This window comes from Phenylobacterium sp. (genome assembly GCF_016124325.1).
GTDB lineage: Bacteria > Pseudomonadota > Alphaproteobacteria > Caulobacterales > Caulobacteraceae > Phenylobacterium.
In genome coordinates this window covers 147,293-168,333 of sequence record NZ_WGNY01000019.1, presented here as the reverse complement: position 1 = coordinate 168,333, position 21,041 = coordinate 147,293, and the positions used below count along the sequence as shown (strand labels likewise).

17 protein-coding genes are annotated in these 21,041 nt (G+C 66.3%); 4 read left to right on the top strand and 13 right to left on the bottom strand.

Translation table 11 applies throughout. From position 1 onward, the window contains the following. Positions 1 to 53: 53 nt before the first annotated feature. Positions 54 to 410 carry a PilZ domain-containing protein gene (locus GC203_RS11595; protein WP_293454413.1) on the top strand — a complete coding sequence of 119 codons (357 nt, stop codon included), beginning with the start codon at positions 54 to 56 and terminating at the stop codon, positions 408 to 410. 5 nt (positions 411 to 415) lie between these two features. On the opposite strand, the gene GC203_RS11590 is transcribed toward GC203_RS11595, so the two are convergent. The 3 genes from GC203_RS11590 to GC203_RS11580 all read right to left on the bottom strand — a co-directional run bounded on the left by GC203_RS11590 (position 416) and on the right by GC203_RS11580 (position 5,932). Further along, the gene (locus GC203_RS11590) at positions 416 to 1,948 is read right to left on the bottom strand and encodes a DUF1501 domain-containing protein (protein WP_293454411.1); all 1,533 of its coding nucleotides are present in this window, start codon (positions 1,946 to 1,948) and stop codon (positions 416 to 418) included. Positions 1,949 to 1,956: 8 nt separating this feature from the next. Continuing rightward, complete coding sequence (locus GC203_RS11585; RefSeq protein WP_293454409.1) at positions 1,957 to 3,618, bottom strand: DUF1800 domain-containing protein; 1,662 nt, start codon at positions 3,616 to 3,618, stop codon at positions 1,957 to 1,959. 148 nt (positions 3,619 to 3,766) lie between these two features. Beyond that, a complete protein-coding gene (locus tag GC203_RS11580) occupies positions 3,767 to 5,932 on the bottom strand; it encodes an AGE family epimerase/isomerase (protein WP_293454407.1) in 2,166 nt (721 codons plus the stop codon). A 176-nt stretch (positions 5,933 to 6,108) separates the two neighbouring features. On the opposite strand from GC203_RS11580, the gene GC203_RS11575 reads away from it, so the two are divergent. Both GC203_RS11575 and GC203_RS11570 read left to right on the top strand, forming a co-directional pair. Beyond that, the gene (locus tag GC203_RS11575) at positions 6,109 to 7,407 is read left to right on the top strand and encodes a nucleotide sugar dehydrogenase (RefSeq protein ID WP_293454405.1); all 1,299 of its coding nucleotides are present in this window, start codon (positions 6,109 to 6,111) and stop codon (positions 7,405 to 7,407) included. Further along, entirely contained in the window at positions 7,404 to 8,672 is a 1,269-nt protein-coding gene (locus GC203_RS11570; protein ID WP_293454403.1) for a glycosyltransferase family 4 protein, read from the top strand. The genes GC203_RS11575 and GC203_RS11570 overlap by 4 nt, the downstream gene beginning before the upstream one ends. Before the next feature lie 13 nt (positions 8,673 to 8,685). On the opposite strand, the gene GC203_RS11565 is transcribed toward GC203_RS11570, so the two are convergent. The 4 genes from GC203_RS11565 to GC203_RS11550 all read right to left on the bottom strand — a co-directional run bounded on the left by GC203_RS11565 (position 8,686) and on the right by GC203_RS11550 (position 12,688). Further along, positions 8,686 to 9,312: an SIS domain-containing protein gene (locus GC203_RS11565; protein WP_293454402.1), complete on the bottom strand. Its 627-nt coding sequence runs from the start codon at positions 9,310 to 9,312 to the stop codon at positions 8,686 to 8,688. 10 nt (positions 9,313 to 9,322) lie between these two features. Next, positions 9,323 to 10,303 carry a kinase gene (locus GC203_RS11560; protein WP_293454401.1) on the bottom strand — a complete coding sequence of 327 codons (981 nt, stop codon included), beginning with the start codon at positions 10,301 to 10,303 and terminating at the stop codon, positions 9,323 to 9,325. Positions 10,304 to 10,409: 106 nt separating this feature from the next. Continuing rightward, a complete protein-coding gene (locus tag GC203_RS11555) occupies positions 10,410 to 11,732 on the bottom strand; it encodes an HAD-IIIA family hydrolase (protein WP_293454399.1) in 1,323 nt (440 codons plus the stop codon). After that, positions 11,732 to 12,688, bottom strand: coding sequence for an NAD-dependent epimerase/dehydratase family protein (locus GC203_RS11550; RefSeq protein WP_293454397.1), 957 nt, complete (start codon positions 12,686 to 12,688; stop codon positions 11,732 to 11,734). Before GC203_RS11550 ends, GC203_RS11555 begins: the two co-directional genes overlap by 1 nt. A 213-nt stretch (positions 12,689 to 12,901) precedes the next feature. Between GC203_RS11550 and GC203_RS11545 the strand changes: the two genes are divergently transcribed. Then, entirely contained in the window at positions 12,902 to 14,038 is a 1,137-nt protein-coding gene (locus GC203_RS11545; RefSeq protein ID WP_293454396.1) for a glycosyltransferase family 4 protein, read from the top strand. A gap of 90 nt (positions 14,039 to 14,128) precedes the next feature. Here the strand turns inward: GC203_RS11545 and GC203_RS11540 are convergent, their stop codons facing one another. Genes GC203_RS11540 through GC203_RS11515 form a run of 6 tightly spaced genes read right to left on the bottom strand, consistent with a single transcriptional unit; the run spans position 14,129 to position 21,035 of the window. Beyond that, entirely contained in the window at positions 14,129 to 15,022 is an 894-nt protein-coding gene (locus GC203_RS11540) for a glycosyltransferase (protein WP_293454394.1), read from the bottom strand. Between the two features lie 5 nt (positions 15,023 to 15,027). Beyond that, a complete protein-coding gene (locus GC203_RS11535; RefSeq protein WP_293454393.1) occupies positions 15,028 to 15,453 on the bottom strand; it encodes a VOC family protein in 426 nt (141 codons plus the stop codon). Further along, a complete protein-coding gene (locus tag GC203_RS11530; RefSeq protein WP_293454391.1) occupies positions 15,450 to 16,526 on the bottom strand; it encodes a hypothetical protein in 1,077 nt (358 codons plus the stop codon). The genes GC203_RS11535 and GC203_RS11530 overlap by 4 nt, the downstream gene beginning before the upstream one ends. Positions 16,527 to 16,536: 10 nt before the next feature. Further along, positions 16,537 to 18,093 (bottom strand): MBOAT family O-acyltransferase, encoded by a 1,557-nt coding sequence (locus tag GC203_RS11525; protein WP_293454389.1) that lies wholly within the window; start codon positions 18,091 to 18,093, stop codon positions 16,537 to 16,539. Positions 18,094 to 18,128: 35 nt separating this feature from the next. Further along, positions 18,129 to 19,079 (bottom strand): class I SAM-dependent methyltransferase, encoded by a 951-nt coding sequence (locus tag GC203_RS11520; RefSeq protein ID WP_293454387.1) that lies wholly within the window; start codon positions 19,077 to 19,079, stop codon positions 18,129 to 18,131. A gap of 18 nt (positions 19,080 to 19,097) precedes the next feature. Further along, the gene (locus GC203_RS11515) at positions 19,098 to 21,035 is read right to left on the bottom strand and encodes an HAD family hydrolase (RefSeq protein WP_293454385.1); all 1,938 of its coding nucleotides are present in this window, start codon (positions 21,033 to 21,035) and stop codon (positions 19,098 to 19,100) included. Positions 21,036 to 21,041 lie beyond the last annotated feature (6 nt).

The window sequence follows — 21,041 nt, the reverse complement described above, 5'->3', positions numbered from 1 at the left end:
CTCTTTCGTCCAGAGGAACTTCTTATAAATCTCAATAGGCTACGAACAGCGGGATGGCAGACCCCGCACGCCAATACATCGAGAGGCGCTCAGAGCCGCGCGAACCGGTCCGACAGCCGGCGCGGGTGCTGCATGGCCCGAAGCTGGCGCTGTGGGCCGACTGCACCATCCGCGACCTCAGCCGCAGCGGCGCGAAGCTGGAGATCTCGCACTTCTACAAGCTGCCGCCCCGTTTCGTGCTCATCCAGTTCCAGGAAGCGCGCGCAATCGAGGTGGTGCTGAAGTGGCGCCGAAGCGACCTCGCCGGCGTGGCGTTCGAGCGCATCCACCCGCTGCAGGAACTTGAGGACCAGCGCCTGGCGCCCGCGCGCGAAGCCTGGCTCGCGCTGCAGTCGGGCCTGTCGCGCTGAGCTAGCTAGACGAACCCCAGATAGCGCGTCGGGAAATTGCCCAGGCGCGGGAAGATCGCGTCGATCTGCGCTTCCGACGCGCCGAACCACCGGCCGAGCGTCGCGCCGAACTGATCCACCGAGGTGGTCGGGATGAGCGCGCCGCCCACATTGTCGGGGTTGTCGAAGCCGCCCACGTCGACGCCGAGCGTCGGATACTGGCCATAGATGTCGCCGCCGCGAACCGCGCCGCCCAGGATGAAGTGGTGCGAGCCCCAGGCGTGGTCGGTGCCGTCGCCGTTCGTCGTGAAGCCCCGGCCGAAATCCGACGCCGTGAAGGCCGTCACCTGGGCCCGCCGGTCGATCCCGCCCACATTCGAGAGCGCGGCGTCGAGGTAGGAGAGCCCGTGCGCAAGCTTGGCCAGAAGGACCGGCTGGGCCGCGTTCTGGCCGTTGTGCGTGTCCCATCCGCCGATGCCCACGAAGAACACCTGGCGGCGGACCCCGAGCGCCGAGCTTGCCGCGACCATCCGCGCTACGGTCTGAAGCTGTAGCGCCAGGGCGTTGGCCTCGGTCTGGCCGCTCAGCGGATTGACGAAGTCCGGAGGCCCGGCGACGCTGGCCACGACGCCCTCGGCGAAGGCATCGTTCACGGTCGAAGCCGCGTTGATCGAGCGCATCACCACATCCGAGTAGTCAGCCGCCATTTTCCCCGACGACCCGTCGGCGATCAGGGCCTTGAGAAGCGACGGGCCTTCGGTCGAGCCGAAGAGCGATCGTCCCTCGAGGCCCCGGATCGTTTCGGCGGGTTCGATGTCGGTCGACAGCTGGTACTGGACGACCGACCGGCCCGACAGGAACACGGCGTTGCCGCTCGTCGATATGGCGGTGAAGACCGTATTGAGCCCGTTGGAGCCCACGATGGTGTCTGCCAGCCGCCCGCCCCACCCGTACCTTGCGCCCTCCGTGGATAGCGCCTGCCACGTCGACTGCTGGTCGTTGTGGGAGAAGAGGCTCGTCGGAAGCGGGACGGACTTGGCGAGGTATTGCGCCTTGGTCGTGGGCTGGATCAGCGTGCCCACATTGGCCAGGATCGCCAGTCGCTTCTGGGCGAACAGCGTCTGCAAGGGCTCCAAGAAGGGGTGGAGGGCGAAGGTGCGGGCGCCCGCGTTGGTGCCGGCCGGTATCGCCTGGCGGGTGCGTGGCGTGATCGGCAGCACGCCGCCCCATCCCTCCGGCGACGCCGACGAGGCCGCGCGACCGGTGACGAGGTTGGTTTGTCCAGGCGCGGTGGGCGCGACGCCGGGCGGCATCAGGGCGATGGGATCCACACCCGTGTTGCGCGCCGCGAAGTAGCGGCCCCAGGAATCGTTGTCGGTGGCCAGGACGGTGTTGTGCGCGTCGTTGCCGCCGTAGAGGAACACGCAGACCAGCGCCTTGTAGTCGGGCGCGGATTGTCCGGCCGCCGATCCCGCCGCCGCGAGCTGCATGGCGAACGGCGCGGCCGCCCCCAGCGCCGTGAAGGCGCCGCCGAGCCCGAGGAGGCGTCTGCGGTCCATCCCCCGGCTCATCGCTGCACCAGATACTCGGGAGAGGCCATGGTCAGGTAAATACCGACCCAGACGCGGCCACGAAGCGCATTGGTCGCCTTGGGCTCGGCCGCGTTCGGCGGGAGGCGCACATCCTCGACCGCCTCAATGATCTGACGGCGCAGCTGGCTCGACATGCGTCCGCTAAGGAGCAACAGGTTCAGGCGATCCGCCAGCGCCCCCGGATCGCGCGCAAGGTCCAGTTCGGTCGCGTAATCGCTCTTCACGTCGTGGGCCCCGCCGATACCGAAGGCGATGGTCGCTTGCATGGTGTTGAGATAGCCCGCGACCGTCACCTCATCGACGATCTGGAATTCCGGCGCGACCCGCCCATCGGCGCTGAGGCGCGTGCCCGGCGGCGAGTAGCCCGGGCGATAGAAGTTGAACACTGACGGCGACATCAGCGGCGCTTGTCCCAGCGAGGTGTTCGCGCTTGTCGAGGGGATCAGCCATTGGCCCGATTTCGAGGTGGCGTTGAAGGCTCGGGCCCAGTTGGCCAGGCGCACGATGGGCTCGCGGACCTTGCCGAAATCGGGATCCTGCGCGATCGCCTCGTCCCGCGCCTCCGGATCCAGCAGGATCGCGCGCACCACAGCCGCCATGTCGCCCCGCACGCCCTTGCCGTTGTCGTTGAAGACCGCGGCGACCCGGCCGACGTAGGCCGGACTGGGGTTGCTGGTGACCAGCCGCTGGATCAGCTGCTTGCCGATGAACGGCCCGACATTCGGATGATTGAACAGCGTGTCGAGTGCGATCTTCAGGTCGCCCTGCGGATCCGGCGTGTCGGACGCCGAGATGACCACGCCGAGGAAGGCCTTCTCTCCAGTCGAGTGATAGGTCGGATAGGGGATCATGGCGTGCGTCCACGCCTCGGTGTCCCGCAGGCCGCCGCGGAAAGTCACTCTGGACGGGTTCGGCGAATAGTAGCTGTAGCCGGTGAGGACGCGCGACAACCCGCCAATGTCGTCGGCGGAATAGGTAGGGATGGGCTGGCCGGCCTTGTCCAACTTCAGCGTGCCGTCCAAGTTCAGATGATAGAGCCCGATGGTCATCAGCTGCATGATCTCGCGAGCGAAGTTCTCGTCCGGATTTCGCCCGGTGGCGGGATCCTCCTTCTGGTTGCCCAGCCAGGTCAGATAAATCCCCATCATCGGGTGCAGCGTCACGTCTTCGAGCAACGTCCGGAAATTGCCGAACGAGTCGTCGCCCAGCATGTCGTAGTACGAGGCGGCCCCCTGGGCCTGGATGCTCGAGTCCACCAGCGAGATCACGAAGATCTCGGAAAGGGCCAGCTTCATCCGCTGGCGAAGCTGGTCGGGCGCTGTGATCGCCTGGTCCCAGTACGAATAGATGAAATCCTGCGGGTTGAAGTTGGTCTTGCGCTGGGCGATCCGCTGGGTCGTCTCCTCGAGGTGGCTGCGCGACGGCAGCGCCATCTGTTGATCAAGCCACTTGGCGTAGCCGCTGGCGCGGAGTTGGCTGATCGTCGCGTCCGTGGGGCCGTAGGTCGCCTGTGTCAGAAACCGCGAGGCTTCCGGCGCCGTGGGAAGGCGCTCGACCACAAGACCGTCGGCCGCGCGCGGCGCCTTGGCGGCGTCCGGCGCGTCGGAACCGCTGCATGCCGCAAGGCTCGCGGCCACGCAGACCGCGGCGACCGGCCCGGGCCAGCGCGCAAACGCACGAAATAGCGGTCCTATCGTCAGCAAGACCCCCTCCCCACCCGACTCTGGGCGTGCGTCTCCGGAATGTCCACCGGATGCGCGTAAGCCGCGAGTCGCGCCGACCGGCCTATACGTCGGCCAAGCGCTGCAGCTCGGCGATGGCGAGATGGAGGTGGTAGAACGATGTGGCGGGAGCCGCCTCCTCGACGAAGCTGCCGTCGGGACGCATGCGGTCGCGCCAGACGCCGCGGACGGGCGTTTCGAGGTATCGCCGCAGGGCGTTGCAGGCCGTCAGCGCGTCTTCCGTCTCGCCTAGGATCAGCGCCGCCTTCAGGAACTCCGTCTGCGGCCAGAGCCGCGCGACCGCGTCGCGTGGCGTGAAATCCTCCCACACGGCGTTGATCGCGACCCCGCGACGGAGATCGACCCCGCGCCGACCCAATTCGTACAGCCGCCGGGCCGCGCCCAGCGCGCCGCCGTGATCGCGGGCCGCGCCCCATCGGGTCAGCAGCCAGGCCCATTCGAAATGGTGGCCCGGTTCCACCAGGCCGGCGTCGCCCGTCAGCGGCGTCCAGTCCGCGTCGAAGAATTCGCTGAGCATTCCTGTCCGGGAGTCGATGAAGCGCGCGAGCGCGAGCTCGGCGACCTCGTCCGCCAGCGCGTCCCATCCGCCCTCTGGATCGCGCGCCGCCCAGGCCTGCGAGGCCTCCAACAGATGCATGTGCGCATTGGCCTGGAATGGATTCGGCCCGGTCTCCCGGAAGCCGCCGGCGTCGTGACGCCACGCCGAGAGACGGGCCTTGATGTCGCGGGCCTGTTCGAGGACGCCAGGCTCGCCCAGGCCGTGCATGGCGCACAGCGCCTGGAGCGCGAAATCGTGCTCGTAGAGCCGGGGCGTGTCGTCGATCATCGCGTCGTCGGCGCCCAACCGGCTCACGAACAGCCCGTCGGAGCGCCGCGCCCGCGCCTGGAGATGGGCGAAGCCGCGCCGCGCCGTCTCCGCCCACGGTCCCGGCCGTCCCTCCGCGCTCGAAAGGGCGTAGACCATCACCTGCCGGGTGAGGGTCCGTATCCGGCGATAGGGGTCGTGCGCGGCGCCGGCGATCGACAGCCCCTCGCGGAACGCACCGGCTTCGGGATCGACGCCGAGGGTGGCCCACACGGGAAGCGCCGCCGTTTCCAGCCAGCTCCGGAACCAGTCGGCGGCCTCCCGCAGGCTGGTGAGCGTGCGGGCCTCGGGCGCACCGGGCGCCGCGGCCTGGGCCGCGCCCTTCACGGCCTGGGCCTTGTCCAGCGCGCAGACGAGCACGGCGTCCGGCTCGACGACGACCGCGAGGCGCGAGGTCCCGATCACCGCGACTCTCACGCCGGCCGGCGCGCGGACGAGCACGTCGGTCGCGTCGATGGCGTGGGCCGCCGGCGGCAGGCTGTTGCCGTGCGCGTCCTTGGCCGATGCGGACCAGATGGCGTCCCATGCCCCCAGGTCCGACCAGGCGAAGTCGACCGGCAGGACCGCCGCGCGGGTCGTCTTCTCCATGACCGCATAGTCGAACGAGATCTTCGGCGCGGCGCGGAAGGCGTCGCCCAGCCGCATAGCCCCCGCCTCGTCGACGGAATCCGACAGGCCGCTCCGCACGGCCGACAGCACGTCGGGGGCATGCGCCTGTAATTCGTCCAGCAATGTCCGGGCGCTGGCGACGAAATTGCCGCTGTTCCAGAGGAAGCCCTGGGCGACGTACTGCGCCGCGCGCTCGGCGTCCGGCTTTTCCACGAACGCCTCGACCGAACGCACGCCCTCGCCAGGCGTGGGGTGGATATAGCCATAGGCGGTCGCGGGCCCTGCCGGGCGCACGCCCAGCGTCACGATCGCCCCCTCGCGGGCCGCTCCGACCGTCGCCTCGACCGCATCCCGGAAGGCGGCGTGGTCGGGCACATGGTGGTCAGAGGCCACGATGACGGCGACCGCATCGGGATCCTGGCCTCCGATCCAGGCCGCCGCGATGGTGATGGCCGCCGCCGAGTCCCGCGGCTCAGGTTCGAGGATGATCGTGGCGTCCGCGCCGATCTCGGCCAACTGGGCCTGGATGGTCGGGCCGTGCGCCGCGCCCGCGACGATCACCAGCCGCCCGCCGCCCGCCGCCAGTGCGCCAACGCGGGCCACCGTTTCCTGCAGGAGCGACCGCTCGCCAACCAGTGGAATGAACTGCTTGGGGCGCGATGGCCGCGACGCCGGCCAGAGGCGCGTGCCCGAACCGCCGCACATGATCACGGGATAGACCGGCGTCTGACGCATCCCTGTTTCCTAGGCAAAACATGCTACTCAAAGCTTTCGCGCCCGCGGGCTGGGCAGCCGGCTCGCGGTGGCGCGCCGCTTGCTATTCTCGGCTATGGATTGCCCCGGCAATCCTTTAGTAGGGCGCCATCTGCAAAAGAACCCTCTATCTGGCTCCCGACTCGGAGGTTTTTGCGTTGCGAATCCTGATCTACGGCCTCGGCTATGTCGGCTTGACCGCCGCGGGCTGCCTCACGAAAGAAGGCCACGTCGTCACCGGTATCGACGTCAACGAAGACAAGATTCGCGAGATCAACAGCGGCATCTGCCCGATCACCGAGCCGGGCCTCGCCGAGCTGCTGTCGGAAGCGCGGTCGCAGGGCCGCCTCAGCGCCGCCCAGGCCGCAGGCGAAGAGCTGAACAAGGCCGACCTCGCCCTCGTCTGCGTGGGCACGCCCAGCTCGCCCGAGGGCGCGCACAACATGAGCTTCATCGCCGAGGTCTCGCGCCAGATCGCCGTGGGTCTCGGCCGCAACCGCGAGAAGCCGCTTACCGTGGTCTACCGCTCGACCATGCGGCCCGGTTCGATCGAGGAGCTGATCCTGCCGGTTTTCCGCTCGGTCCTGGGCGCCGACGCCGCGCGGCTCGTCGAGATCGTCTACAATCCGGAATTCCTCCGCGAGGCGACCGCGATCAAGGACTACTTCGCCCCGCCCAAGATCGTCGTCGGCACGCGCGACGCCCGCCCGTCCGCGAACGTCGAGGAGATGTACAAGGACATCGAGGCCCCGCGCTTCCACGTCGGCTTCCGCGAGGCCGAGTTCACCAAGTTCGTCGACAACACCTGGCACGCGGTGAAGGTGGCCTTCGCCAACGAGATCGGCCGCATCTGCACCATGCTGGACGTGGACCCCGCCACGGTTCACGACATCTTCGTGTCGGACACCAAGCTGAACATCTCGGCCTACTACATGCGCCCGGGCGGCGCGTTCGGCGGCTCGTGCCTGCCCAAGGACGTGCGGGCCCTGCAGCATCTGGCCAGCGACGTCGGGGCCAACGCCACACTGATCGACTCGGTGCTCCGCTCGAACGCCGCCCACAAGCACTTCATCTACGAGCACTGCGTGCAGGATCTGGCCCCCAATGCGCGCATCCTGCTGGTCGGCCTGGCCTTCAAGCGCAACAGCGACGACCTGCGCGAAAGCCCCAACGTGGACCTGGCGGGGCGGCTGCTGCGCGCCGGTCACCGGCTCGACGTCTTCGACGAGTCCATCGATCCGGCCAAGCTGGTGGGTCAGAACCTGGGCTACGCCTACGCCCACCTGCCCAACATCAACGAGCTTCTGGTCTCACGCGAGGCGGCCGAGAAGACGGCCTACGATCTCGTCATCGACGCCAGCGGCGGCGCGAAGGAGCTGTCGTTGCAGGCGGCGCGGACGGTGAACCTCCAGGCCCTGACGCCCAAGCGCGAGGCCCCAGCCCTGGCGGCGCAATGACGGCCGAGACCAAGCCCCAGGATGGGGCGGCCGAGGCCGAACGGATCGCCAGCGAACTGCTTGCGACCAAGCCGCTGGCCGGCCGCAAGATCCTGATCATCGTCGAGAACCTGCCCGTGCCCTTCGACCGGCGCGTCTGGCAGGAGGCCACGACGCTGGCCGCGGCCGGCGCGGAGGTCAGCGTGATCTGCCCGACGGGCAAGGGCTTCACCGAGCGGCGCGAGACGCTCCAGGGCGTGCACATCTACCGCCACACCCTGCCGATCGACGCCAAGGGCGCGCTGGGGTACCTGCTCGAATATGGGGCCGCGCTGTTCCACCAGACGCGCCTGGCCTGGACCGTGTTCCTGACACGCGGAATCCACGCGATCCACGGCTGCAATCCGCCGGATCTGATCTTCCTCGTCGCCCTGCCGTTCAAGCTGTTCGGCGTGCGCTACCTGTTCGACCACCACGACATCAACCCCGAACTCTACGAGGCCAAGTACGAGAAGCGCGGCTTCTTCTGGTCGCTGATGGTGCTCTTCGAACGGCTGACCTTCGCCTCGGCCCGCGTGGTGATCTCAACCAACAACAGCTATCGCGAGATCGCGCTCACCCGCGGCGGCAAGAAGCCCGAGGATGTCTTCGTGGTGCGCTCGGGCCCCGACCTGCGGCGCCTCAAGATGGTCGAGCCCAACGAGGCGCTGAAGAACGGCCGCAAGCACCTCGTCGGCTATGTCGGCGTCATGGGCGACCAGGAAGGGATCGACCTGCTCCTGGAGGCGATCCGCCATCTCGTCTTCGACCTCGGCCGCGACGACATCCAGTTCTGTCTCGTCGGCGGCGGTCCCAGCCTGCCCGCCCTGCAGGCGCTGGCCACGGAACTCGGGATCGACGACTACGTGACCTTCACCGGCCGGGCGCCCGACGACGTACTGTTCGGCGTCCTGTCGACGTCGGCGGTGTGCGTGAACCCCGACCGGGTCAATCCGATGAACGACAAGTCCACGATGAACAAGATCGTGGAGTACATGGCCTTCGGGAAGCCGATCGTTCAGTTCGACTTGACCGAGGGGCGCGTGTCGGCGGAGGAAGCATCGCTCTACGCGGCCGCCAACGACCCCAAGGATCTCGCCGCGAAGATCGTGCAGCTTGTCGACGACCCGAAGGACGGCGCCCGCCGCGGCGCGCTGGGTCGCGAGCGCGTGCGCAACCACCTGTCCTGGAACCACGAGGTTCCCAAACTGGTCTCGGCCTACCAGCGGCTCTTCGGCAAGCGCTGAGGCTTTCGCGACGTCAGAACTTCTGGCGCCCCAGATCTGACGGATTCGTCAGGCTCCGATGCCGCGTATACTGGGCCAGCAGGTGCATCAGCGACTGGTGGATATCTTCGACCACGCCGTAGTTCTCGCCTGCCACGTGGAGGCTGACGTCCGCGATCTCAGCTGACGCCCCGCCTGAGAATCCGGTCATGGCGAGCGTGCGCAGCCCGTTGTCCTTCGCCCAGGTCAACGCCTTGACGATGTTGGGCGACTGACCCGACGAACTGATGGCGACGAGCAGGTCGCCCGGCTTGGCGAGCGATTCGAGCTGGAAGGCGAAGACGTCATCGTAGCTGATGTCGTTCGCGATCGCCGTGATGAGCTCGACCGTCGTCGACAGGCTGAACACCTTCGGGCGCAGGAGGGTGCCGGTCCGGATTCCCTTGAGGCAGTCGCAAGCCAGGTGGTTGGCGATCGCGGCCGAGCCCCCGTTCCCGCAGGAATAGATCGCGGCACCTTCAGAAATGACCTGCCCGACCAACTCGCCCGCGCGGCGCAAAGCCTCCTGATCCACCGATGCGGCAGCGGTGCGATACTGTTCGAAATACGCCGTCGCATAGGATCCGGCGTCGTCGAAGAGGCGATCGGGAAAGTAGGTCATCTGCGCAACCTCATTGATAGAATACGATGCTGGAGCCCAGGTTTTCGAACCCGAACTCCACATGGCGCATGTGGGACAACGCCCGGATCACGTCGGCGTGTCGAGCTTTGGGGGCCGAGAACACCATGAAGCCGCCGCCGCCCGCGCCAAGGAGCTTTCCGCCCCGTGCGCCGGCCGCCCGCGCTGCTTCGTAGTTGTCATCGATTTGCGCGCTGGAAATCGCGTCCGTCAGGCCCTTCTTCAGCATCCAGTTCTCGTGCAGGATTTCCCCGAGAGCCTCCGCGTTGCCCCGCGATATCTCGTCTCGCAGCACCTCGACCAGCTCGGTCATCCGTCGCATGGCCCGCTTCTTTGCGGGGTCCGCCTCGACTTCCTCGGACTGTTGCTTGAGCACGCCGGACGCTGAACGGACGATGCCCGTATAGAACATCAGGAGTTCCGACTCGATGGTTTCGACCACACCGGCCGGCGCGATCACCGGTTCGACGGTCACGCTGTTGTCCGGAAAGAACTTGATGATGTTCAGCCCTCCAGCGGCGGCCGCATACTGGTCCTGCTTTCCGATCGGCTCTCCGCACAGGTCGATCTCGACCTCACAGGCTTCCTCGCCCAGCGAGAGCTTCGAGCGGTATTGTCCGAGATAGGCGTAGAGTGCGTGAAGCAGACCCACCGTGAACGAGCTCGATGAGCCAAGCCCGCTGCCGCGGGACGGGATGTCGGCGACGGAGGTGATTTCCACACCGCCATCGACACCGAGCTTCTTCAGCGTCGCCTTGACGATCCGATGCTCGATTTCGTCGACCCGCTCGACCTCTTCGGTCTTGGAGTAGCTGAGGCGGATGCCTGGCTCGAACCGCTTGTTGATCGTCACGTAGACGAACTTGTCGATCGACGTGCTCAGAACGGCGCCTACGTTCTCGCGATAATACGATGGGAGGTCGCTGCCACCGCCCACGAAGCTCAGCCGCATCGGCGTCTTACTGATGATCATCGAGCCCCCTGCCCCCAAAGATCGAAGCGACGACGTCCGCAGCTTCGATACGGCCGCCGACTGACGCTAGGCGCTTTCCGTTGCGATCGTCTGAACCCGTTTGCGCTCAATTCGCCCGCGCCTCGGCCGCTCGTGGACCGAGGATGATGTCCACGGCTTCGGACAGATCGCGTGCGGTGAGCGTCGACGCGCCGGGGAACCGGCCGTCGCGGCCGCCATGGCCCGTCTCCACCAGGATGAACTGAAGGCCGCACCGACGGGCCAATTCCATGTCGGTGGTCGTGTCGCCGATCAGCCACGAGCGGCCGAGATCGATCTGAAGCTCCTCGGCCGCCTGCAGCACGAGCCCCGTCGCGGGCTTTCGGCAGTCGCATTCGAACTTCAGGTGCGCGACTTCGCCGGGGAAGCCTTTGTCGGGATGATGCGGACAGTAGTAGAGCGCGTCCACATAGGCGTGGTCCCGCGCAAGCAGCGTGTCGAGACGGGCATGGATCCGTCCCAACTCTTCCACGGTGCAGTCGCCTCGCGCGATGACAGGCTGATTGGTCACCACGACCGACCGAAAGGTCGACCGGTTGATCCGCGCGACCGTCTCGCCGACGCCAGGATAGAGTTCGAGATTCTCCGGCCGCGAGATCAGGCCGACTTCGCGGTTCAGAACGCCGTCCCGGTCGAGGAAGATCGCCGGGGCCTTGCTGCGCAAGGACAGCGCCGAGACTTTTCCTGATGCGATATCGCGGCCGGTCTTGGCCAGTCGCTCCGGCGTGCCCGCGTCCTTGATGTACTCTGGGCTGCGGTAGCCATAGAGGCTCGCTCCCTGATCGAGCATGGCGGCGAAGACGTGCTTGCCGAAGTCGGGCTTGGGCGGCAGGCCCGTCAGCTCCGCGAGCCCCCGACGCTCCAGCACATACAGGCCGGCGTTGACCAGGTTGGGAAGATCCTCGCCCTCCGGGTGCGGATAGCCGCGGATGCGCGTCACCATGCCCTCCGCATCGACCTCAACGATATCCGAATCAAAGGGGTGGTCGTTGGGATGGACGAGGATCGTCCCGCTTGTTGCGTGGGTCCGGTGCGCGTCGACCAGGCGGTCCAGATCGACATCGAGCACCACGTCGCCATACATCACGATGAAGGTGTCTTGCAGTGCGTCCAGGGCGTCCAGGACCGCGCCGGCGGTGCCACGGGGCTGGGCTTCGGCGATGCAGCGGACGCTGAGGCCCCATTTCGAGCCATCGCCGCAGTAGTCGGCGATCAGATCGGCGCGATATCCCGACAGGATCACCACGTCGGTCAGGCTGGACGCTGCGATGAGATCGAGCTGCCGGCCCAGGAGGGTTGACCCAGCGATAGGCGCCAGTGGCTTCGGCAGGTCGCCCGTGATCTCGCGTAGCCGGGTTCCCATGCCCCCGGCCAGAATCACCACTTGCATCATACAAAGCCCCACTGAGCCGCCACTTCCTCGATCGCCCGGCCGACGGCCTGTTCGGACGACATCGTCGGCCGCCATCCCAGCCGCGTGATCTTTTCCACCGAGTAGACGACGCGCGGGACATCCCCGACCCAACCGCGGTCGCCGCCTGTATAGCGGATGCGCGCGCCCGTCTTCGACGCCGCCACGACACCCGCGGCGATCCCGGCGACATCGAAACCGTCGTCATGCGGTCCGATGTTGAAGACCTGCCGCCGGTCGTCGCCGCCGTGGGCGACGATGAACAGCATCGCGTCAATCAGTTCACTGACATGAACATAGGGCTTCTTCTGCCGTCCATCACCCAGAACTTCGAGCTCTTCGGGATCACGCCGGAGCTTGAGGAACAGATCATTGATGACACCATGTGTCGCGCGGCCGCCCACGACGTTCGGGAACCGGAAGATCCAGGCCTGCGCCAGGGCCGACTCGACGGCAGCGCTGATGAGTCCCTCCGCCGCCAGTTTCATCGCCCCGTAGTTCGAGATCGGCAGCATCGGCCCGTGGGTCTCGGAGAGCGGCACCGGGACATCGCCATAGACCGCCGACGTCGACGCGAACGCCAGCCGTCGCGCGCCTGTGGCCTTGGCGATCTCGATGGCGCCGTGGGTGGTCAGGAACGTGTCGCGAATGTCGATCCGGCTGTCGGCGACGCCGGCCGCGATGTCCGAGTTCGCCGCCAGGTGCCACACGATATCGGCGCGTTGCCCGGGACCCAGCACCGCCAGCGTCGCATCGGAATCCGACAGGTCCGCTTCGACCAGACGAAACGCGGGGTTGGCGAACGCCTGTTCAAGGTTTTCCTGAACGCCGCGGCTCATGTTGTCGACGCCCACGACCTCGTGTCCGCCGGAGAGAAGTCGGTCGACCAGGTGACTGCCGATGAAGCCGGCCGCGCCCGTCACGATGATTGCCATACTGCTCCTCGTCGGGGCTCACGCGTCGTCCAAAAGCAGCTTTCGGGATAGCAGTAAAGGAAAGCTCGCCACGAGGGAGGCCGCGAGCATTGACCGGCGCGCCCATCATTGCGATCCAATTGGCGCTCTTTTAATCCTGGGCGCGGACGCCTTAAGGCGGTCGTAGGAGTTCCTCGAAGAGAAGGCTCCAATCCGGAAGACCCGTAAGGCGCTATGAAGACCATTGTCCATGTCACGGCCGACTTTCCCGATCCGATGGCCGGCGCCAAGACGCGGTCCGTCCTCAATCTGATCGACAACACCGGCGAGTACCGGCACGTCGTCTATTCGCTCAACCGCGCCAACTGGAAGACGAGCTTGGTGGCCCTGCCGTTCGCCCCGGACCGCACGGCGCTGGCCTATGGGGCGCCGCCCAAGGGGTTCCTCCACGCGACGCGGCTGAAAGGGGTCGCCGATTGGATCCTGTCGGATCTGGCCGCGAAGGGGATCGTTCCCGACCTGATCCACGCCCACAAGTTTTCGGTCGAGGGCCTTGTCGCGTTGGACATCGGCCGGGAGCTGGGTCGCCCCTTCGTCTGCGACATCTGGGGCGATACGGACCTTAGGATCACGGAGGTCCGCCGCGATCTTGCGCCCAAGTGGCGGGAGATCCTTAGAGAGGCCAGAGCGATCTTTGCCTGCGCCCCCTGGGCGACCGACAAGTTCGAGGCCCGGCTGGGACTGGACCGTGCGAAGACCACGGTGCTGCCGCCGATCGTACAGGACGATAGCTTCACGCCTTCCGCCGCCATCGGGCAGCCGCGGCTGATGACGCTCTTCAACCTGAACGTCCACAAGCGGAAGAACTTCGGCGGCCTCGCCCGCGCGATCATGACGGCGGCGAAGACCGTTCCCGACATTTCGTTGGACGTATGGGGAGTCGGGACGGCCGAGGCCTTCTGCGAGGTCACCGAAATAATCCACGGCGTCCGGGGTGACGACCGAATTCGATTGAAGGGGCGTTTGCCCGAAGGCGAATTCACAAAGACCCTGGGCGGCTACGCTGCGTTCGTGATGCCGACCCTGCGCGAAACCTTCGGCATGGTTTTCGTCGAAGCCCTCTTCAGCGGTTTGCCGATCCTTTACACCAAGGGATGGAGCGTCGACGGCCTGTTCGACCCCTCGGAGGTCGGCTACGCCTGCAACAGTTCCGACGACGAGGACATCCGCCGCGGCCTGCTGCGCCTGGTTTCCGACGAGGCGGAGCTAAAGGCGAGCATCGCCGAGTTGGCCGCGCGTGGCGGCCTAGCGCCCTACACGCGCGCCGGTGTGGTGGCGACCTACCGGCAGGTCATCGAAGCCGCGCTCTAGAGGCCTTCCCACTCACGATGAGGCATCGTGAGCGGATAAGAAGGCCTCAGAACCCAAAGTGGTGCGCACGTTGATCCCGCCCGGCTTGATTCATGCTTGGCGGGACGTGCTCCGGGACTGTCCGAGCAGCCCGAAGCATTCGCGCGAACGCCACAGCCTGGACTTGTAGAGCGTCCTGAGGGCACCCCACCTCGCATCCGAGGTCCGCAACGCCGGACTGAGCAGCGCAAGCGGCGTGTGCACGATGGCCGACGGCGGAAGCGCGAGGGCATACAGCAGCCACCGCAGCTTGCCGAAGGGCTGTTCGAGCATGAGGGCGTAAGTCTCGGACGTCAGGCGGACGAGCTTGCGTTCGAGTTCAGGCCAGCTTCGACGCGCCGGATGGGTGACGATCGCGCCGGCCGCATAACCCAGGCGAAATCCGGCAGCGGTCGCGCGCCGGCACCACTCGACATCTTCCGAGACCTGGCTACGGAAGCCGCCGGTCTTCTCGAACATGTCGCGGCGGCAGATCAGGTTGGCTGTGACCGTGAAGCCCTTGCTGCGGACGTACGCCTTGTTGTGAAACGCGAAGACCAACTCGAAGGCTTCCACCGGCGACGGAGAGCTTGGGTCGGTCACCGAGACACGCATGGCGCCTCCCACGAAGTCGTGGTCGGCCAGCGCAGCGACCCCGGCCGCAAGCCAGGCCGGATCCGGAATGCAGTCGGAGTCGGTGAAGGCCAGCAACTCGCCCGTCGCCCGAGCCACGCCGCCGTTCCGCGCCATCCCGGCGCCCGGTTCGACGACCCGAACCAGTTTCGCACGGCCGGCGACGGCCCGCGCGACCTCCGCCTCGCCGACGGGCGAGTTGTTGTCGGCGACGATGATCTCGAAACGGTCGGCGGGATAGGTCTGCCGCTCAAGCGCCGAAAGGCAGACCTTCAGGCCTTCGAGGTCCTGAAAGTGCGGCACGACGACCGTCACGAACGGGGCCCCGGCCATGGGAATTAATCCAAGACCTGCACAAACTCGACGGTGAGGCCGCGGGTGTAGAGAGGGCTCAGGAAATTGCAGAGGAAATTGCCCGCGCCCTTTACGTGCTGGGGCTCCAGCAGGCGCATGTCCTGCTCGGCCAGTTCCGACGCCAGCGCTTCGAGATCGGGCACCTGAAGCGCAATGTGATGCAGGCCGCCAGCGCCCTTGTTGAACTTCACGAGCGGGCCACCGCTGGGCACGACGAACTCGACGGGCGAGGCACCGCGCGGATGGGTGAAGATGCACAGGGCGTGCCACTCCGGCACGAACCCTCGATAGTCTTCCTCCAGGCCGAGGAGCGCCATCATGGCGGCCGCGTCCTCTTCGGTCGCCTGGACAATCCCGACATGGTGCATCGGCGCGTTGGCTAGGCTTGGCGCCGTCAGATCGGCGATCACGGATTCCCTCCCGGCGCGCCGGCCGCGCCCATCGCAACGAGTTGGCCCGCCAGCCAGTGCGACACGAGCGTCGATCCCGCAGTGTCGACATGCCCGTAGTTGGCGTAAAGCTCCGGCCGATCAACCAGGAATTCGGCCGTCACCACCTCGCCGAGCTGACGATAGAACTGCAAATCCGCCACGTTGCGCGTATCGCTATAGATCGGCAACCGCAGGAAGATGATCCGGATGTGCCGCTTCGCCGCCATCTCGGCGATCTTGCGGGTGTAGGTGCGCTCGATCGGATATTCGTAGTTGGCCAGCGCACGGGGCAGCAGCCGACCCATTCCGCCGTTGATCACTCGCTCGGCGTCGATATCCAGCTTCGGACGCGGCGAGGGTGTGTCCTGATCCACCACCTTGCCACTCGGGAGACGGAAGGTCCGGGTGGTGTCGAGGAGCGGCCCTTGATACCCGGGCGCCAGCGTCCGGCTCACGCCGAACGCCCCCGGCGCAAGCGTCTGAGCGAACAGTGACATCTGGCGATAGGGCAGAACCGCTAGGTCTCTGCCGTAGTCCGGGTTGATAAGGATCGGGGCGGTCGCGACGTCGCCAGCGTCCGCTAGGTCGCGGAACGCCGGATGGCCGATGCGCGGCATCGTCTCGACCAGCGAAACGACGACAGTCTTCACCTCCGGGTGGGCATCCAGCAGCCGCTTGAACACGACGTAGTGGATGTTGCGGCCCTCTTGGGGGAACGCAAGGTTCGCCACATGGACGTCTGATCCCGTCTCAGCTCTGAGCGCCGCCTGCAGCTTGGGCGCGCTCACCCCCGACATCACCCGCGAGTTGCCGATGATGGCGACGTCGATCGGCGTGGGATCGAGGGTGATGCGCTCGTATACCCATTGCGCCCTGAATTGGATCGTGTCGCGGAGCTGCTGAAACCGGATGTACGGATCGTGCGGCAGAAGCACAGCCAGAACGGCAAGGGCCGCCGACGTCGCCAGGAAGAGGCCCAGCATGACGCCCGCCCGGACCGGCCCGAGTTGTTCCTCGGTAGGATCAGGCGGCAGCGGCGTGTCCTGGTTCATCGGCGTCGCCCTAGAAATTGAAGTAGATGAACTCGGTGGTGCCGCGCATGATGAACGCCACCCCCAGGAAGAAGAACGCTGCGGCCGCACAAATCCACGCCGGAGTAGGCCGCCATGCGATCCGGACGGGTGGCGTATCGACCTTGCTCCACTTCGGCCATTCGAGCGCAGGCTCGACGCGCGTCATGAACTGCTGGGTGTTGGGCAGCAGTGAGACGATCGCATAGCCTACGACCGCGGCCGCCACCGCGCCGGTGGCGCCGAACGGAACGGCCGCCTGCCAGTCAAAGGCGCGGTCTGACCGGGTGAACGGCAGCAGCATGTCGCGGAAGAACTCCATGGTGACGCCTACGTTCTTCGCGCGGAACGGCACGGTCGCGAACACGAAGGCCGTCACCGTCAGGATGCGTGCGAAGACGATCTGATACTGCGGTCTCTCGACGCCCTTCTTGCGCTTTCGCCGTCGCAGGTGGGTCCAGAGCTCGGTCGAGCAGACATACGCGCCGTGCAGGACCCCGAAGATGAGGAAGTTCCAACCCGCGCCGTGCCAGACGCCGATGATCACCATCGACAGGAACGTCGGGGCGAGCGTCGAGACGGCGAACATGCCCAGACGCGACCGAGTCCGCTCGGCCGCGAAACGCGTCATCGGCACCTGTATGGGCTGGAAGATGTAGTTCTGGACGAAGCGGCTGAGCGTCATGTGCCATCGACGCCAGAGCTCGGCCATGTTGTTCGAGCGCAGCGGCGAGTGGAAGTTCAACGGCAGCCAGACCCCGAACATGCGGGCAAGGCCGATCGCCATGTCCGAATATCCCGAGAAGTCGAAATAGATCTGCAGCGTGTAGATGAATGCTGCTGTCCAGGCACCGACGAACCCGGGAGAGGTGCCCGCGGCCGATGCATTGAAGATCGGCGAGGCGTAGAGCGCGAAGGTGTCGGCCAGAACCGTCTTCTTGAAGAGGCCGATGCCGAACAGGATCATGCCGATCAGAATGTGCCTGAACGTCGCGTTCAGCTTCGGCGACAGCTTGAGCTGGGGCGCGAGCTCCGAATAGTGCACGATCGGGCCGGCAATCAGCTGCGGGAAGAAGAGCACGAAGGCCGCGTAGTCACCGACCGAACCTAGGGTGACTCGACGCCGGTACAGGTCGAACAGAAAGGCGATCTTCTGGAACGTGAAGAACGAGATCGCCAGCGGCAGCAGGATCTTGCCGACTTCGATCTGGACGCCGGGCAGATGGTTCAGATTGTCGATGAAGAAGTTGAAATACTTGAAATAGAACAACAGACTAAGATTGAATAGGAGTCCAGCCAGCACGGATCCTCGTCGCAAGTGCTCATGCTCGCGGTAATGGCGGATCGCCATCCCCAACAGGTAGTTCACCGTCATCGAGAACAGCAGCAGAAGGACGTACTTGGGCGCCCAATAGCCGTAGAAGAAGAGCGAGGCCGCCGCGAGGAACCACATGCGCACGCGACGGATCGGCGAAGCGCAGATCAGGTAGTAGCCCACCAGCACGGCTGGCAGGTAGGCGAAGATGAAGACGATCGAATTGAACAGCATGCGCTAGCGTCGCCCGCCCGACGGATCCCGGGGTGTCACGCCGGTTCTGCGATGATCGAGCAGGTGACCGCGGTCTTCTGCTTCAGCGCCTTGGAAAGCGTGACGGCCTGGGTGGTGTGAGAGCCGATCTCGAGGACCCTGAAGCCGCCGGCCGACAGCATCTCTTCCGCATCCCGCGGCGCCTCGAGAAGAACGAGGTGGTCCGGCATCGGGGCGTTGAGAGGGACATTCACGTAGAGCAAGCCGCCCTTGGCCAGTAGCGGTTTCAACCGCTTCAGAGCATCAACCGGCTCTTCGAGGTGTTCGAGAAGATGGCTCAGGATGATGAGGTCGAACGAGTCCTGCCCCGGCTCGGCCTTGTGCATGTCCTGGACCGCGAATTTCGCACGGTCGAGCGCTCCGAGGCGCGCCAGAGCATCGCGCGTCTGATCGAGCGACACCTGGCTCAGGTCCCACGCAACCGCCTCGGCCATGCCCAGGTCGCGCAACGCCAGGAACAGAAGCAGGCCGTGGCCCGAACCCACCTCCAGGACGCGTCCGCCTGGCTTCACTCGCGCCGCCAGCCGCTGCGAGAAGAAATACAGGCTGGAAATGTGCATGAACCAGAGGACGTGGCTGTAGAGCAGCCCGTGCATGTAGCGGCGCATGAAATCGCCGTCGGAATAGACGTTGGCGTTGGTCTCGGCGAACCTCGAGTAGCGGTAGTGACCCGTTCGGACGAAGTTGAGCTCCTCCTCGCGGATCTGGTCGCATAGCCAACGATAGTCGCGCGCGTGTTGCGCCACATCGCTTGCGGCGAGCTCCAGTACAGCGGCGGCCATCCGGTCGCTGGTTTCGAGCAGCGCATCGGTGCGGACTTCCATGCTCTTCGAAAGGAAGCCGACGTGCTCGGGCCATACCGCCAGAACGGCGTCGATCAACCGCCCGAGGGCCGGGTAGCGTTCCGCAATGCCCTTGAGGCCCGTCTCATGCGTGGCGCTCGCCATTTTCCTGCCCCTCAGGCCTTAGCTGCTCGTCCGTCGCGCCGCCACGGGCGTGACCGCCGGATCGTCAATGATCATGGGAAGGTCGGGCGATTCGTAGGATGAGAGATCAAGCTCCCATGTCGTTTCGCCGGACGGGTCCTCGCTGACTTTCGCGAACCCCAGCCCCGCGTAGTGATCCTTCACCATCGCGTTCTTGGGCGAGGGGACATAGCGGCCCACCAACGAGCGGGCGCCTTCGGCCAACGCCGCCCTGGCCAGGTGGTCCAGCGCCGCTTCCTGCACGCGACGCCCCAGCACCCGGCAGCTCATCAACCAGGTGTCGATCTCCCAGCGCCGCCCTTCGTGCTTGTCCGCGATGAGCACGCAGATGATGCCGTTGTCGCCGAACTTATCGACAAGCCGGATCTGGACTGCGTGCTTGCGCGGGTCGCTTTCGGCGGCTTCGACCTGGCCCTCGGTGTAGCGACGCGTCGTCAGATTGAACTGGTTCGACTTGTTGATGAGCTGGGCCACCCGCGGCCTGGAAGTCGCGTCGACCTCGCGGATCGTGCAGACCATGTCCAGCGAGGCGAGATAGCTGTCGAGGTCGCCCGAGGCCTGCACCGCCGCGGCGCGCGCCGCGTTCGCCTGATACTGTTCCGCGCGAACCCGGTCGTCATCGGTGAAGGCGACGGACTCGAAGTATCCGGCGGCCATCAGCATCCTTGGGTACAAGGCGGGATCGTCGGGGAGCTCGGGCACCGCCACGAGCGGCAACTCGCGCCTCACCTGTTCGCGCTCGGCCGGGTTGTCGTCCAAGAAGACGAGCGCATCTATGCCGATGTTCAGGGTCGCGGCGATCGCGCGCAGATTGGCGGCCTTGTCCGTCCAGTTCGCCTGGAAGACCGCAATGTGGCTTTCCTTCAGCAGCATGTCCGGATGTTCGCGGAACGGAAGCAGCGCCGCCGCCTCTTCGTTTTTCGAGCAGACCGCTAGCAAAACCCCCCGGCGCCGCAACTCCAGCGCCGTATCCTGGATCGCCAGGAAGGCTTCGCCCGTCCCGGAACCCTGACCCAGCTGTATCCCCGCCACGCCGTCGTCGCCGATCACGCCGCCCCACAGCGTATTGTCCAGGTCCAGGACGAGGCACTTGCGCGAACGTCCCCGAAGCGCCGCAAGCGTCCGCGCCACGACGTCGCCGTAGGCCGGCGCCATGTCCGGCGCGAAGGGGAGCTTCGACGCGTGCCAGTGTCCCGGCGCTTCCCATCGCTCCAAGCCTACTGTCTCAGCGAGACGGGCGATGTCGACAAGTACGATGGCGCCCGTCGCGGCCCAGTCGCGCAGGCGTGCATTCAGCGCCTCGACCATGGCATAGGCCGACGTGCGCTCCACCCGGTCCAGGCTGCCGAACAGGGCGTCCAGGGGTGGTACGACGGTTTGAACGAGCACTGCGGCGGCGACCGAGGGTCTGAAGCCTTCGACGACCATCTTGAGGCCATTGAACGCAGCTTCGATGCGTGCGTCCGCGTCGCTTTGGGACTCGGCCGCGCGGCTGAGTCCGAGGCTCCGGACGTCACTGGAGACCAGCAGCATGTCCAGGCCCGCCGCGTGCAGCGGGCTGGTCGGATCCATCGCCTGCTGTACGGCACTGCCATAGGCGCCCTCGATCACATCGACCGCAAGGCCATGGCGAACTCCGCTGCCCGTGACGACCGGCGCCAGCAGCGACAGCGTTCCGTCGCCTACGAGCCCCAGCCGCAAGGTCGAGAACTGCGCGGGAGCGGCGGCGTCCGAAATCAGTCGCCGGACGATCTTGGCCAGCTGGCCGAGCTGGTTCTCGTCGAGACGCGCCGCGCCCAGCCGCACGAGACGGTCGAAGTAGCCTTCGCCCTGGGCTCCCGCTTCGTCTCGCAGGCTGCGGACCGCTTCACGGAAATCGGCCCGGGGCGCGGGAAGCCACGGCAGATCGGACAACATCGGACA

Excerpts from the sequence above, each read along its gene's own strand:
- GC203_RS11525 (WP_293454389.1), bottom strand. The coding sequence starts at position 18,093 with ATGCTGTTCAATTCGATCGTCTTCATCTTCGCCTACCTGCCAGCCGTG.
- GC203_RS11550 (WP_293454397.1), bottom strand. The coding sequence starts at position 12,688 with ATGGCAATCATCGTGACGGGCGCGGCCGGCTTCATCGGCAGTCACCTG.
- GC203_RS11590 (WP_293454411.1), bottom strand. The coding sequence starts at position 1,948 with ATGGACCGCAGACGCCTCCTCGGGCTCGGCGGCGCCTTCACGGCGCTG.
- GC203_RS11520 (WP_293454387.1), bottom strand. The coding sequence starts at position 19,079 with ATGGCGAGCGCCACGCATGAGACGGGCCTCAAGGGCATTGCGGAACGC.
- GC203_RS11560 (WP_293454401.1), bottom strand. The coding sequence starts at position 10,303 with ATGATCATCAGTAAGACGCCGATGCGGCTGAGCTTCGTGGGCGGTGGC.
- GC203_RS11540 (WP_293454394.1), bottom strand. The coding sequence starts at position 15,022 with ATGGCCGGGGCCCCGTTCGTGACGGTCGTCGTGCCGCACTTTCAGGAC.
- GC203_RS11545 (WP_293454396.1), top strand. The coding sequence starts at position 12,902 with ATGAAGACCATTGTCCATGTCACGGCCGACTTTCCCGATCCGATGGCC.
- GC203_RS11555 (WP_293454399.1), bottom strand. The coding sequence starts at position 11,732 with ATGCAAGTGGTGATTCTGGCCGGGGGCATGGGAACCCGGCTACGCGAG.
- GC203_RS11565 (WP_293454402.1), bottom strand. The coding sequence starts at position 9,312 with ATGACCTACTTTCCCGATCGCCTCTTCGACGACGCCGGATCCTATGCG.
- GC203_RS11580 (WP_293454407.1), bottom strand. The coding sequence starts at position 5,932 with ATGCGTCAGACGCCGGTCTATCCCGTGATCATGTGCGGCGGTTCGGGC.
- GC203_RS11595 (WP_293454413.1), top strand. The coding sequence starts at position 54 with ATGGCAGACCCCGCACGCCAATACATCGAGAGGCGCTCAGAGCCGCGC.
- GC203_RS11570 (WP_293454403.1), top strand. The coding sequence starts at position 7,404 with ATGACGGCCGAGACCAAGCCCCAGGATGGGGCGGCCGAGGCCGAACGG.
- GC203_RS11530 (WP_293454391.1), bottom strand. The coding sequence starts at position 16,526 with ATGAACCAGGACACGCCGCTGCCGCCTGATCCTACCGAGGAACAACTC.
- GC203_RS11515 (WP_293454385.1), bottom strand. The coding sequence starts at position 21,035 with ATGTTGTCCGATCTGCCGTGGCTTCCCGCGCCCCGGGCCGATTTCCGT.